Here is a 14103-nt window from a genome sequence, read left to right as displayed (position 1 = left end):
ATGAGAAACGAAAAAGACAATCGCAAACGACTTCTACGAAGCCACACACGATTGCCTCCATACATCGTCTCATTCGGACAATGTATTACCTCATAACGCATAACAAACTTTACGATTACACTTTAACCAAAAATCAGTAAGATTGTTTATGCAATATTATTGTAACACCTTATCAAAAATTTTCAACATAAGGTGTTAATTTCGTATACTCTTTTTACACGAAACTTTAGTTCAAAAGAAAACAATTTCCTTATTTTGACTATTGAACTCAACATATTTTTCATCAAATACCTTGATAGGCTTGACAAATGGTAGAAAAAAGAGTTCGTCAACAAGTCCTTATTTCCAGTTGTTGAGCTGAAACAGTCTATTCCCAGACTGTTTCACTCCCACCCCCGCATAGCTCCAACAGTCAGAGTAGTGACTGTTGGAGGTTGGAAATAGAGCGAACTTTGTTCGCAACAGTCGTAATGGTCAGATTTGGAGTGTAAAACACGAACAAATCTACCAATCAACCACTGCGCTGCGATGTTGACACGAACCCTGAGAAGCGAGGTTGGGCTTTTTGCCCAGTCTCTTTTTTTGAACAAAAGAAGAACGAATCAACTTTAAAACGAGAAAAAGCCTTGATAAATCAAGACTTTCCTCATATCAACCAATCCTCCCTGTAGGGATCGAACCTACGACCCACGGATTAAGAGTCCGCTGCTCTGCCAGCTGAGCTAAGGAAGGGCAAAATAAAAATGCTGTATTGGTACCGGTTATTCAAAGATTGTATTGATCCCGCACGCTAGAAGCAGGTGGGTGACGTGTTTCTGACTTAGTTGCTTCTGGGTGTACCAGCCTGCATACTGCCAAAAGATCTTTGTCTCCCTAGTAATACAAAAATAGTCGGTCAACACATAGGTATGAATTCGTATACCACAGCAGTTCTTATTTATGATTTAATATTACCACATTTAAAAAAAAAATCAAGAGAAAATCGGCAAAAAATGAAAACGTTATCAACTTTTTTTCTTGTTTTGTTTTAGCTGCTTGATTTTTTCTTGGGTCATGCCCAAGGCACGCTCGTATTTGCCGGTGTCGTTGGCGGTGAAGTAGTCCGCATTTAGTAACTTATCGGGCAGATATTGCTGATCAACCCATTTTTCAGGATAGGCATGGGGATACTGGTAACCAATGGCATTTCCCAGCTCCTTACTACCAGCATAATGACCATCCCGCAGGTGATTTGGAATAGGCAGATGACCGTTTTTCCGCAAATCAGCCAGAGCTGCATCCATAGCCAGATAGGCGGAGTTGGACTTGGGAGAAAGGGCCAAATCAATCACCACATTGGCAATCAAAATCCGTGCCTCTGGAAAGCCGATTTTCTGGGCAGCTTCTAGTGCAGTCACCGTATGAATCTGAGCTTCTGGATTGGCCAAGCCGATGTCTTCGTAGGCAATGACCGTCAAGCGGCGGGCCAGACTAGGCAGGTCTTCCGCTTCAATCAAACGAGCGGCGTAGTGGAGGCTGGCATTGACATCGCTACCTCGAATGGATTTTTGCAGGGCCGAGAGGATATCGTAGTGGGCATCGCCGTTCTTGTCCATGCTGATGTAAGATTTCTGTAGGCTATTTTCCACAGCGTCCAGATCAATGTGGCGGCTACCGTCGTCACTTTCCTTGGTCGAAAGCACGGCTAATTCTAACGAATTGTAGGCAGCACGGAGGTCACCGTTTGTCGCATTTGCCAGAAAATCCAGAGCTTGAGGCTCAATGGTGACTGGGAAGTCAAAACCACGTTCGCTGTCTGTTAGAGTCAGTTCCAAGGCCTGTCGGATGTGGCTGGTTTGCAAAGGTTGCAATTCAAAAATCTGCACCCGACTGCGAATGGCGGGCAAAATAGAGAAAAATGGATTTTCTGTCGTCGCTCCAATCATGATGATATTGCCATTTTCCAAGAGAGGAAGCAGGAAGTCCTGCTTGGTCTTGTTGAGGCGGTGAATCTCATCGAGCATGAGGACCAGACCGCCAGAAAATTTAGCCTCTTCAGCAATCTCCTGCAGGCGTTTTTGGTTGTCGGTCGTGGCATTAAAGGTCCGAAAGGCATACTTGGTCGTACCAGCAATTGCGGACGCAATCGAGGTCTTGCCAATCCCTGGCGGACCGTAGAGAATCATGGACGACAGCATATTTGCATCAATCATGCGGCGGATAATCTTTCCAGGACCGACCAGGTGTTCCTGACCGATCACTTCATCAATGGATTTGGGCCGCATACGAAGGGCGAGATTGGCTGGCATAGGCTTCCTTTCGTTTCTTTTGTTAGCTGATTATGGTACACTTATTATAACACAAAATCGAAAGAGGACTGACATGGCAAAACATGGCTTTTTAGATGTGCTAGAAGCAGCACTGGATAAACATTTTACTTATGATTACGAGCTCAACTGGGACAAGAAAAACCACGCAGTTGAGTTGGCTTTCATCTTGGAGGCACAAAATGCGGCTGGGATTGAAACGGTGGACGACGAAGGCAATGCCTCTGCGGAGGATATTTTCCTAGAGGAGTATGTCCTTTTCTACAACCAGGACAAGTCTCGCTTTGACGAGGAAGACTACCTGGTCGCTCTGCCATTTGACGCCAAGAAGGGCTTTTCAGCAGAGTTTCTGACCTACTTCGCAAGCTTTCTCAAGGACACCGCAGACCAAGGCCTAGATGACCTCATGGACTTTTTGGCAGACCCAGAAGCCCAAGAATTTGCGATTGCATGGGATAGCGAGGCCTTTGAAAAAGGCAGAGCAGACTTGGTGGAGGGGGAATTTTACCCATATCCGAGGTATTGAGATGGTTCATGAAATGTTACTGGCTCCAAAACCTTTTGCAATGATGAAGTCTGGTCAGAAGACTATTGAGCTACGACTTTATGACGAGAAACGCAAGCATATACAAATTGGAGATCGCATCCGTTTTTATTGTACAGAAAATCAGATGCAAACGATCGAGGTGCAAGTATTAAATCTTCACATATTTGATAATTTTGCTCAGTTATACAAAGAACTAGATTTATTGTCTTGTGGGTATACGCAAAGCAGTATCAGAGAGGCGAAACCAGAAGATATGGAAGTTTACTATTCGCGAGAACAATTAGAACAATATGGTGCAGTGGGTATAGAATTGAGGGTAATAGATTCTATTTGACATTCCGTTTTCTCTCTTGCTTGACTGCAGGCGAAACTTTTGCTATTATAAAAATAGAAAAGGCGTTGAGTTCCAGCTCAACGCCCTGACAGGACCATAGCGATGGTTCAGCTTTTGGACAAAATAGACCGCCAGCTTGAAATCTTGGGCGGTCTATTTTTTATCTAGCATGGTTACGATGATTGTAATGATCAAATCAAGCATACTTACAAGTAAGCTTGCAAAAGCTATGATGACCATTAGTTCATCTGCTGACAAATCAGGTTCTCCTTTCCGTTGGATTTTGTGTCTATTTGCATAGGCACCACCACCTTTCAGAAATCAGAACCACCGCTCAGATTTTCCTGTCATTTCATTTATTCGAAAATTATTTTGATTTTACTTACCTTATAACATTAACTTGTAAAATGGGCTAGAAATCGGTACAATAATACAGTGATTGACGCATAGAAAAGAAAAGGAAAACAAACATGAACTCATGGCAAGAATTAACGATTCACGTGCATCGTGATGCAGAAGAGGCAGTTTCAAATCTAATGATTGAAACGGGCAGTCAGGGGGTGGCGATTAGCGACTCGGCTGACTATGTGGGACAGGAGGACCGTTTTGGTGAACTCTATCCCGAGGTGGAGCAGTCGGATATGATTGCCATTACGGCCTATTATCCTGATACTGTAGATATTGAGGAAGTTAAGGCAGACTTGGCGACTCAATTGGCGGATTTGACAGGTTTTGGCTTGGAAACCGGTCAGGTCAGCCTAGAAAGTCAGGAACTGGCGGAGGAAGACTGGGCGGACAACTGGAAGAAATACTATGAGCCAGCCCGCATTACCCACGATTTGACCATTGTGCCGTCTTGGACCGACTATGAGGCGACTGCTGGTGAGAAGATTATCCGTCTGGATCCAGGCATGGCTTTCGGTACGGGAACTCACCCGACGACCAAAATGAGCCTCTTTGCCTTGGAGCAGGTCCTTCGTGGTGGCGAAACAGTCATTGACGTCGGCACAGGCTCAGGCGTCCTCTCCATTGCCAGTTCTCTCTTGGGAGCTAAGGAGATTTACGCTTATGACTTGGATGAAGTGGCGGTGCGTGTGGCCCAGGAAAACATTGACCTCAACGCCCACACCAGCAATATTCATGTTGCGGCAGGTGATCTCCTTCGTGGCGTTGACATTGAAGCGGAAGTCATCGTTGCCAACATCTTGGCGGATATTCTCATCCATCTGACCGAGGATGCCTACCGTCTGGTCAAGGACGAGGGCTACCTGATTATGAGCGGCATCATCGCGGACAAGTGGGACATGGTGCGAGCATCTGCGGAGGCGGCTGGCTTCTTCCTTGAGACCCACATGATTCAGGGCGAGTGGAATTGCTGTATCTTCAAGAAAACCGCTGACCGCTCAGGTATGATTGGAGGCTAGGATGCAGCAGTATTTTGTCAATGGCAGAGCACCGCAGGGCATTTTCCAGATTAAGGATAAGGACACTGCCAAGCACATGTTTTCTGTCATGCGCTTGCAGGCAGACGATCAGATTGTCCTGGTCTTTGATGATGGCATCAAACGCTTGGCGCGGGTAGTGGACAGCCAGAGCCAATCTGTTGAAATCATCGAAGAACTAGCAGACAATGTTGAATTACCCGTTTCCGTGACCATTGCCATGGGTTTTCCAAAGGGAGATAAGCTCGAATTTGTCGCTCAAAAGGCAACGGAATTAGGCATGACAGCCCTCTGGGCCTTCCCAGCGGATTGGTCTGTGGTCAAATGGGACGGTAAAAAACTGGCAAAAAAAGCAGAAAAGTTAGAAAAAATTGCCCAAGGCGCAGCCGAGCAAAGCAAACGCAATCGCATTCCAGCTGTTCGTTTATTTGAGAAAAAAGCGGATTTCCTAGCCCAACTAGCAGGATTTGACCAGATTATCTTAGCCTACGAAGAGGCTGCAAAAGAGGGCGAACAAGCCAACCTGGTGAAAATCTTATCTGGCTTAGAAGCAGGCCAATCAGTCCTTGTCATCGTCGGTCCAGAAGGTGGTGTGTCGCCTGAGGAAGTCGCTGCATTTGAAGGAGCAGGAGCGGTCAAGACAGGTCTAGGTCCTCGTATCTTACGAGCGGAGACGGCTCCACTCTACGCCCTTTCTGCCATTAGCTACGCGACAGAATTGTTGAGGTAAGGAGAATCGGAAGATGAGTGAATTAGAACAAAAGGAACATCGAGAATTGATTGTTTCGGATGATTGCTTTGCTATCATTCAGAAAATGAATGAGTTGGATTCAACAGCATATCAGAAAAATGAGATTACAAATCCGAATATTTTGGCTCATGTTGAAAAGATAGTTCAACCAGCATTCAAACATCATCTTAAGAAAGCTGAACAAGCTAATATTCCTAAGGGATTGTTCAAAGTGGATTTGCCGATAGGCGATTTGCACAAAATCAAAGGGGAAACAGATAAATATCGGGCTTTTGTAAAAGGTGCGGATGGAAAATTTAAGGCTCATGCAATACTTACTCCTGCTCAAGTCGATATTGCAAAGGGAGCAAAAGCTGCATCAGCTGTTGCGGGAGTGATGCAAGTGGCTGCCATGGTTGTTGGTCAATATTATATGGCTGAAATCAATGGACAACTTAATTCCATGAAAGAAACTTTGAATGAAATTAAGGATTTTCAAGAAAGAGAATTCAAAGGGACTGTTCGAGCTTTGATTGTTAATATTTCTCAGCTATCAACATTTTCAGCAGATTATGTTGGAAATACTGAATTAGCAAGATTAAAGTTGATGGAGTGTGCTAATTTTCGTGCTGAGGTTACCAAGTTATTGGAACAGGTAAATCTAGCTATCGAAGATATTATTGCTCAGGAAAAAGGATTACCTTTTGAAAAGTATGAAAAACTAATTGAAAAGTTAAGTGCCAATCTGTTCTATCAACACACCTTGCTGAGATTATTAGAGGAACTAAGTAAGCTGGACCTAGTATTTTCAAAAGGAGTGACATCAGAAGATAGTAGCTACTATGTGTATGAGTATTATCTAAAAACCTGTAATGGTCTTGCTGAAAAGATAGCTAGTTGGCATAAAAATAAAATAAAATCTTTCCGTATTGATACCAAGCATAATAGACGTGCGCAGGAAGGCGCTATGAAAGTAGTAGCAGACGTTGCCAAAGAGTTGGATAAGAATGCTCATGTTGCTGCTGGAGTAGGCTTGCTTGGAGGTATCGTAGGTGCTGCTGCAGGTTTTGGAATTGGTAAGGCGGCTGGCGAGCTAAATAAAGCCATTCGTTATATCGATGTTCGAAAACGGACCATTAAGCTAATTTCAGAACAAGAAAGAGTTTCCTATCAATCTAGTAAGCAACTATATATTAACAATTATGATGAGAATGTAGAATTGCTACTTGAAGATGGCAAAGTCTATTATCTATTGCCAAATGATAGAGAATCATAAAGGAGAGCCATGTTTGCCTTAGGAACGATTATCAATACACTGGCAGTCGCACTTGGAGGCCTATTTGGTGCCTGGTTTGGCCACCTTTTAAAACCTCGGCATCAGTCTGGGCTAACCCTGGCTAGCGGTGTTGCCATTCTCTTTTTAGGGATTTCTGGAACTCTGACAGGTCTTTTAAGAGTGGAAAATGGTCAACTGGTCACCCAGAACACCATGCTCTTTGTGCTCAGTCTGGCTTTTGGGACCTTTCTAGGCGAAGTCCTTCATATCGAAGGTTGGTTTGAGCGCTTGGGTATCTGGCTGCGTGAAAAGTCTGGCAATGGTCAGGATTCACAGTTTTTAGATGCTTTTCTAACCGCATCCCTGACGGTCTGTATCGGTGCCATGGCCATTATAGGCTCTATCCAAGACGGCTTGACAGGAGATTATACCCTCCTCGCCATTAAGAGCATTCTGGATTTTATCATCATCTTTATCATGACGGCTAGCTTGGGTAAGGGAGCAGGATTTTCAGCAGTACCGGTCTTGATTTTTCAAGGGTCAGTGACTCTTTTGGCGCGCCTGATTGAGCCTTTGATGACGGATCAGGCCCTTGCCAATCTCTCCTTTATCGGCTCCGCCCTCATCTTCTGTGTCGGTGTCAATATCGTTTGGGATAGGAAAATCCGAGTGGCCAATATGCTGCCGGCTATTCTCATTGCGGTGATTTGGAGCTATTTTGCATAAGAGGGAGTGAGAAAGAACACATCTAACTGAAAAAAGGGTTCACCTCACTTCCAACATGTAGGCTCGGGCTAAAATAGTCCACTGGACTATTTTACTCCCACCCCCGCATAGCTCCGACAGTCAGAGTAGTGACTGTCGGAGGTTGGAAATAAGGTGAACTCTGTTCGCAACAGTCGTAAAGGTCAGAATTGGAGTGTAATACACGAGTTGCTGAGATTTGCTTCGCAAATCTTATCTCTAACCTTTAACAGTCCACTGGACTGTTAAACCCAATCAACCACTGCGCTGAGATGTTGACACGAACTCTGAGAAGCGGTGCTGAGCCCTTACTATTTTCGTTCAAACTGTAAGAGGCTGACCTGCCCCAAGCCCTTCCAGCCCTCCTCGACTTGCCCGACCTGTTGAAAGTCATTTTTCAGGAGCACCTGCTGAGAAGCTTGATTTTCTGGCAGGACAAAGGCGGCGATTGTTTTTATCGGACATGCTTCTAGTAGGAAATGGCAGAGCAGACTGACTGCTTGGCTAGCCAGACCTTGATTCCAGAAGGCATGGTTTATCCGATAGCCAATGGTCACCGACGCAGATCGTTTCTTGTGGTCGAAAGCTTCCAAAACGCCAATCAATCTCCCTTGATGCTCCAAGCCCAAGAATAAGCATTTCTTCTTATTGAAATCCCTCTGGAAATGCCCAATGCGTTTTCGGAGGGTTTCTTTGTTTTGAGTGGAAGTGTTGGGTGTCATCTGAAAGTGAATGGGATTGGAATAGATTTCCCACAGGTCATCGAGGTCTGTTTCCTCGATTTTCCGAAGTTGGAAGGAGGTAGATTTTAGAGTAGGGAAGGTTTGAAACATGGTTTCCTTTTTAAAGAAGAGTTTGGACTAGCCAAACTCTTACACATTTTTACTATTTTTTTTCTTGCGGAAAGCACCGACAAGGCCCATCAAACTGAAACCAATCAGGCTAAGCATAGAACTTGCCTCACCAGTTGCAGGGAGTGTTTTCTGCCCTGTTTGAGTTGTTGCGGAGGAAGTGTTTGTCTTAGCTGTAGTAGCAAGTTTGTGTTTTGGTGCTGGTGTCGCTGGCTTGTCTGCGGGAAGGGTAATGACCTGACCAGATGGCAGTGTGATTTGAACACCAGTTTGACCTGTAGCTGAGTTAGTATTGGTATCTGTTTGACCAGTTGGAGGTGTTACCACTTTTGGCTCAGTGTAGACAAATTTGAATTCGCCAAATCCTTCGTTTTCAGTAGAGGCTTGGAGGTAAACCAGACCTTCTTGATCCGCTAGCAAGTCTTTTGCGCGATCGGCTGTCAAGAAACGGAGGTCTAAGCCCTTGATGCTATTTGTAAAGGTCCAGTTATTATCTGCTGTTGGGTTGATAACCTTCTCTGAGATGATATAGTTGATGATCGCTTGGCGGTTCTCCAAGTTAAGCAAATAGTTGACAGAGGCATCTTTGACACCCGGGAAGGTACCGCTAGCACGATAGTTGTTGGTCACAACGATGAACTCTTGCTCATCTGTGACAGCCTGTCCATTGTACTGAAGGTTGCGGACACGGCTAGCTGCTTCATTAACCACTTTACCGCTACGGTCGTACTTGTTTGGCTGGGTGATGTCGTATTGATAGGTTACGCCATCAATGACATCGAAGTTATAAGTCCGGTAATCTGTATTGACCAGGTTTTGTGGCTCTGTTGAGCTTGGATCTACTTGGTTGAACTGACCTGCTGACATTTCCAACCATTCTCTGAGTTGGGCACCGTTGACTTTCAAGATCGCGACAACGTTGTCATAGAGGTAAAGGTCTGCTACGTTCTTGATAGCAATTGGACCGGTAGGAATATCAGTATAAGCACTTGCATCACCACGAGTACCAGCCTTGAAAGGCGCTGCTGCAGAAAGGATTGGCAGACCAGCTTCAGGCGTTCCTGCTAGTTGCTGTTTAGCATACCAGATTTGAGCATTGTTTACAATCTGTACAGAAGGGTCGTCTTGAACAAGGGCAAAGAAGCTGTTGATTGGTGCCGTTGTTTCACCGACTTGCTGGCGAACATAGTTGATGGTTTCAGTGTGAGCTTCTTTAGCGAGGTCAATGATACGACTGTCTGCCACAGATGACTTGGTGTCAATCTTGCGGATAGCAGCCTTGCTAGAAGTTGTGGTCCATTTACCGTCGGTGTAGGTCAGGTTGAGGTCGATAACGCCGAGGTGGTCACCGTATTTACCAGCCATGGTGACAGGAGTGCCATTGATTTTACCATTTGTGTCGTCCACGCCAGCATATTTAGCATAGAAGCTTGGTTTTTCGGCAGTTCCTGGGAATTCTGCGTGGGAGTGGCCTGTGATGACCGCATCAACTCCAGCTAGGCTGGCGATTTGGTAACCGACATTTTCCTCGCCGACTTCATACTGGTCATCACCGATACCTGAGTGAGAAAGGACTAGAACGATGTCAGCTCCATTTTCGCGAATAACAGGAACGATGTCACGAACTGCTTCAACCGCATCGCGCACGATGACCTTGCCTTCCAAATAAGCCTTGTCCCAGTTGAGGATTTGTGGCGGAACAATTCCTGTGATTCCGACTTTCAGGCTGACAGCCTTGCCAGTCGTATCTGTAAAGGTCTTGTCAATGATGGTATAAGGCTGGTAGAGGAAGTCTTTGGTTGTAGGATGTAAAACGTTGGCATTAAGAAGAGGCATGCCCGCAGTTGAAATCACCTTGCGGAGATAGTCTAGACCATAGTTGAATTCGTGGTTTCCAAGTGTACCAGCATCGAAGCCCAGCGTATCCAAGGCAGCGTACATAGGATGTTGTTCGCCTTCTTCAATTGGATCGATGATGGATTTGTAGTTTCCAAGCGGTGTTCCTTGAATGGTATCACCATTATCTACAAGCACAATGTTTGAATTCTCAGCTTTTGCCTCTTCGATTAGGACAGCAGTTTTGGCCAAACCAAGGGTTTCAACAGGTTTGTCTTGGTAGTAGTCGTAGTTGACCAAGTTAGTATGGAGGTCCGTTGTTGCTAAGATACGGACGTCAACAGACTGGCCTTCGACAGGAGTTGTTGTTTCCGTCGCGGCTGCGCGTGTTGCTGTAACAGGGCTAGCTGTTGTGTCGTTAACTGGAGTATTGCTGGTTTCTACAACAGGAGCAGCTTCTTCTGTTACTGGTGTAACAGACTGGTCGGTGGTTTCTGTAGTTGGCGTGACAGCCTCACCGGCTGTAGTTTCGGTAGTTATCGGTGTGGCAACCTCACCAGTCGTTGCTTCGGCTTGGCTGGTTGCTACAGAGCTACTGGTTTCTGTTTCAGTCTTTAAAACAGGAGTATCTGTGCTGGCTTCTTGGGCAGAGACAAGGGCGGTGTTGGTGCTAGCCAGTAAAGCTAGGCTGAGGGCTAGGGCACACTTACTAAAACGAAATTTCATGAGAACCTCCATTTGATATAATCTCAAGAATATTATACATATTGAAAACGAAAACATCAACAGTTTCTACGAAAAAACAAAAGAAAAATAAAGAAAAATTTTCAGAAAAACAACAAAAAACGAACGATGACTAAAAAATGTTTGATTAGTTTTCTTTGTTTATCGTCATTTTGAATGGTATAGTATGGATGAATTACCGCTTTCCTTTTTCTTTTCCAGTGAAAATGGTAAAATAATAGGAAATAGTTAGGGAGAGAAACAAATGAAGGAAATCAATTTTACAGGAGAAGAGGTTGTTGGGCTGACTGCTACCTACCTTCCAGCCGAAGATGTCGCTTTTGTTCAGAAGGCCTTGGATTTTGCGACGGAAGCACACAAGACACAGTTTCGCAAGTCAGGTGAACCCTATATTGTCCACCCTATCCAAGTAGCAGGGATTTTGGCAGGGCTCAAGCTAGATGCGGTAACCGTAGCCTGTGGTTTCTTACATGATGTGGTTGAAGATACGGATGTAACCTTGGATGATATGGAGGCTGAATTTGGTCCAGAGGTTCGCCATATTGTCGGTGGGGTGACCAAGTTAGGTAAGGTCGAGTACAAATCACACGCGGAGCAACTAGCTGAAAACCACCGCAACATGCTGATAGCCATGTCCCAAGATATGCGGGTGATTCTGGTTAAACTAGCAGATCGACTTCACAACATGCGGACTCTTAAGCACTTGCGCAAGGACAAGCAGGAACGGATTTCACGTGAAACGATGGAAATCTATGCTCCCCTTGCCCACCGCCTGGGTATTTCTTCTATCAAGTGGGAATTGGAAGATATGTCCTTCCGTTACCTCAATGAAGTTGAGTTTTACAAGATTACCCACATGATGAGGGAAAAACGACGTGAACGGGAAGAGTTGGTCAATGAAGTCGTCGACAAGTTGAGAGAATATACAGAGGAACGTCATCTGACTGGTCAAATCTACGGTCGTCCCAAGCATATCTACTCCATCTATCGAAAGATGCATGACAAGAAAAAGCGTTTTGACGAACTATATGATCTGACAGCAATCCGTTGCTTGATGGATACACCAAGCGATGTCTATGCCATGCTGGGCTACATCCATGAACTCTGGAAGCCTATGCCGGGTCGTTTCAAGGACTACATTGCCAGTCCAAAAGCCAATGGCTACCAGTCTATCCATACGACGGTTTATGGACCAAAGGGACCGATTGAGTTTCAAATTCGGACGGTGGAAATGCATCAGGTAGCAGAGTACGGGGTTGCGGCTCACTGGGCCTACAAGCGTGGTGGCAAGGCAACTGCTTCTGAAAAAGAGCTGCGTTGGATCAACAATCTGATTGAACTTCAAGAAGGGGCAGGAGATGCCCAATCCTTCGTTGATTCGGTCAAAGAGGACATCTTCACCGAGCGGATTTACGTCTTTACGCCAGATGGAGCGGTGCGTGAATTGCCAAAGGACTCCGTACCCATTGACTTCGCCTATGAGATTCATACCAAGGTCGGTGAGCGAGCAACAGGTGCCAAGGTTAACGGCCGTATGGTGCCTCTGACGACCAAGCTCAAGACAGGCGATCAGGTGGAAATCATCACCTCTGCTAACTCTTTCGGTCCCAGTCGTGACTGGGTCAATCTTGTAAAGACCCACAAGGCCCGCAATAAAATCAAGCAGTTCTTCAAGAATCAGGACAAGGAACTATCCGTTTCCAAGGGGCGTGAGATGCTCCAGAATCTGCTCCAAGAAAACGGCTACGTTCCCAACCAATACCTGGACCGTCGCCACATGGACGAAGTCCTGCAAAAGACCAGCTACAAAACCGATGAAGCTCTTTATGCAGCGGTTGGTTTTGGGGAAATCTCTGCCGTGTCTGTCTTTAACCGTCTGACAGAGAAAGAACGCCGTGAAGCTGAGCGAGCTAAGGCAAAAGCTGTCGCGGATGAATTGGTCAACGGTGGCGAAGTTAAGCACGACAATAAAGATAGTTTGAAAATCCGTCACGAAGGTGGCGTGGTGATTGAGGGGGCGTCAGGCTTGCTGATCCGGATTGCCAAATGTTGTAATCCAGTACCTGGCGATGAGATTGTTGGTTACATCACCAAGGGACGTGGGGTTGCGGTTCACCGTGTGGACTGTATGAATCTCAAGAGCCAGGAAAACTACGATGTCCGCCTGATTGATGTCGGTTGGGAGGATGAAAACTCTACCAAGGAATATATGGCAAATATTGATATCTACGGTCTTAACCGCTCAGGACTGCTCAATGATGTCCTTAAGGTCTTGACCAATGCTAGCAAGAACATTTCTTCGGTCAATGCCCAGCCAACCAAGGATATGAAGTTTGCGACCATCCATGTTTCCTTTGGCATTTCTAACCTGGCAACCTTGACCAGTCTGGTGGATAAGATCAAGTCTGTGCCAGAAGTTTACTCAGTGAAAAGGACCAACGGATAAAATGAAAATTATACTACAACGTGTGTCGCAGGCCAGTGTGACTATTGAAGGAAGTATCCATGGGCAAATTGATCAAGGGCTCTTGCTCCTAGTCGGTGTGGGACCAGATGACAGCCAGGAAGACCTGGACTATGCTGTTCGGAAAATTGTCAATATGCGGATTTTTTCAGATGAGGCAGGCAAGATGAACAAGTCTGTTCAAGATGTGGCGGGCAAGATTTTATCCATTTCCCAATTTACCCTTTTTGCGGATACAAAAAAAGGTAATCGCCCGGCCTTTACAGGAGCGGCAGCTCCTGCCCTAGCCAGCCAACTCTACGATGCCTTTAACCAGGCCTTGTCGGCCTTTGTGCCCGTTGAAGTGGGCGTGTTTGGGGCGGACATGGCGGTCAGCCTGGTCAATGATGGGCCGGTGACCATTATGTTAGATACCAAAAATCGCTAGACCTCTATACTTTTTGTGTATATTTTGATATACTAAAAATGAATTAGACGTGGAGGTGTGCCATGAAAAACCTACTGACCAATCATTTTTTCTACCTAACGGTGGCTTTCACCTTGATTTTGGTGATTTACTTTAGTGGAATTGACAAACGCTGGATTATTCTGGCAAGTTTTCTCTATTTTATCCCTTCGCAGATTTTATACCGTCGCCGCCTTAAAGAGCGGCTACAAGAAGACCAGCCCAAGTAGGCTGGTTTTTTCGACAGTGTTGGTTTAGTCATTTGAATTAGCTTTGATACATCGTCACTTTCGACTTGCCCTACTCTAGTACAGCCTGCGCCTCAGTTCCTTGTCTGAAAGCCCTTCATTCGACTATTATTTGAAAACAATGTGCTATAATAAT

The 14103-nt window shown here is 45.4% G+C and carries 12 protein-coding genes, 1 tRNA gene, 1 other RNA gene and 1 pseudogene; 10 read left to right on the top strand and 5 right to left on the bottom strand.

Features of this window, described 5'->3' with window-relative positions; genetic code table 11:
• Positions 1-140, top strand: a pseudogene (locus ACEE44_RS07560) (IS110 family transposase); the annotation flags it as partial.
• 519 nt (positions 141-659) lie between these two features.
• Here the strand turns inward: ACEE44_RS07560 and ACEE44_RS07555 are convergent.
• From ACEE44_RS07555 to ACEE44_RS07545, 3 genes are all read right to left on the bottom strand, one after another.
• A tRNA-Lys gene (locus ACEE44_RS07555) sits at positions 660-732 on the bottom strand.
• 7 nt (positions 733-739) lie between these two features.
• Positions 740-933, bottom strand: a non-coding RNA gene (gene ssrS / locus ACEE44_RS07550) — 6S RNA.
• 71 nt (positions 934-1004) lie between these two features.
• Positions 1005-2288: a replication-associated recombination protein A gene (locus ACEE44_RS07545; protein WP_449171824.1), complete on the bottom strand. Its 1284-nt coding sequence runs from the start codon at positions 2286-2288 to the stop codon at positions 1005-1007.
• 73 nt (positions 2289-2361) lie between these two features.
• Between ACEE44_RS07545 and ACEE44_RS07540 the strand changes: the two genes are divergently transcribed.
• The 6 genes from ACEE44_RS07540 (at position 2362) to ACEE44_RS07515 (ending at position 7361) form a co-directional block, all read left to right on the top strand.
• Positions 2362-2832: a DUF3013 family protein gene (locus tag ACEE44_RS07540; RefSeq protein ID WP_172080942.1), complete on the top strand. Its 471-nt coding sequence runs from the start codon at positions 2362-2364 to the stop codon at positions 2830-2832.
• A 1-nt stretch (position 2833) separates the two neighbouring features.
• Complete coding sequence (locus tag ACEE44_RS07535; RefSeq protein ID WP_167785999.1) at positions 2834-3187, top strand: ASCH domain-containing protein; 354 nt, start codon at positions 2834-2836, stop codon at positions 3185-3187.
• Positions 3188-3657: 470 nt separating this feature from the next.
• Positions 3658-4611 (top strand): 50S ribosomal protein L11 methyltransferase, encoded by a 954-nt coding sequence (prmA, locus tag ACEE44_RS07530; RefSeq protein ID WP_449171823.1) that lies wholly within the window; start codon positions 3658-3660, stop codon positions 4609-4611.
• Between the two features lies 1 nt (position 4612).
• The gene (locus tag ACEE44_RS07525) at positions 4613-5359 is read left to right on the top strand and encodes a 16S rRNA (uracil(1498)-N(3))-methyltransferase (RefSeq protein WP_449171822.1); all 747 of its coding nucleotides are present in this window, start codon (positions 4613-4615) and stop codon (positions 5357-5359) included.
• A gap of 13 nt (positions 5360-5372) precedes the next feature.
• Positions 5373-6635, top strand: coding sequence for a hypothetical protein (locus ACEE44_RS07520; protein ID WP_449171821.1), 1263 nt, complete (start codon positions 5373-5375; stop codon positions 6633-6635).
• 9 nt (positions 6636-6644) lie between these two features.
• Positions 6645-7361 carry a DUF554 domain-containing protein gene (locus ACEE44_RS07515; protein ID WP_449171820.1) on the top strand — a complete coding sequence of 239 codons (717 nt, stop codon included), beginning with the start codon at positions 6645-6647 and terminating at the stop codon, positions 7359-7361.
• Between the two features lie 329 nt (positions 7362-7690).
• On the opposite strand, the gene ACEE44_RS07510 is transcribed toward ACEE44_RS07515, so the two are convergent.
• Both ACEE44_RS07510 and ACEE44_RS07505 read right to left on the bottom strand, forming a co-directional pair.
• Entirely contained in the window at positions 7691-8212 is a 522-nt protein-coding gene (locus ACEE44_RS07510; RefSeq protein WP_449171819.1) for a GNAT family N-acetyltransferase, read from the bottom strand.
• Between the two features lie 39 nt (positions 8213-8251).
• The gene (locus tag ACEE44_RS07505) at positions 8252-10792 is read right to left on the bottom strand and encodes a bifunctional 2',3'-cyclic-nucleotide 2'-phosphodiesterase/3'-nucleotidase (protein WP_449171818.1); all 2541 of its coding nucleotides are present in this window, start codon (positions 10790-10792) and stop codon (positions 8252-8254) included.
• Between the two features lie 262 nt (positions 10793-11054).
• Between ACEE44_RS07505 and ACEE44_RS07500 the strand changes: the two genes are divergently transcribed.
• The 3 genes from ACEE44_RS07500 to ACEE44_RS07490 all read left to right on the top strand — a co-directional run bounded on the left by ACEE44_RS07500 (position 11055) and on the right by ACEE44_RS07490 (position 13949).
• Positions 11055-13256: a RelA/SpoT family protein gene (locus ACEE44_RS07500; protein WP_172099176.1), complete on the top strand. Its 2202-nt coding sequence runs from the start codon at positions 11055-11057 to the stop codon at positions 13254-13256.
• A gap of 1 nt (position 13257) precedes the next feature.
• A complete protein-coding gene (gene dtd, locus ACEE44_RS07495; protein WP_449171817.1) occupies positions 13258-13701 on the top strand; it encodes a D-aminoacyl-tRNA deacylase in 444 nt (147 codons plus the stop codon).
• Positions 13702-13763: 62 nt separating this feature from the next.
• The gene (locus ACEE44_RS07490) at positions 13764-13949 is read left to right on the top strand and encodes a hypothetical protein (RefSeq protein ID WP_024407687.1); all 186 of its coding nucleotides are present in this window, start codon (positions 13764-13766) and stop codon (positions 13947-13949) included.
• Positions 13950-14103: the final 154 nt, after the last annotated feature.

The sequence above is a fragment of the Streptococcus sp. 32226D021BW genome, assembly GCF_053545015.1.
The sequence above is the reverse complement of the archived record's forward strand: the minus strand, read 5'-3'. Positions and strand labels throughout refer to the sequence as shown.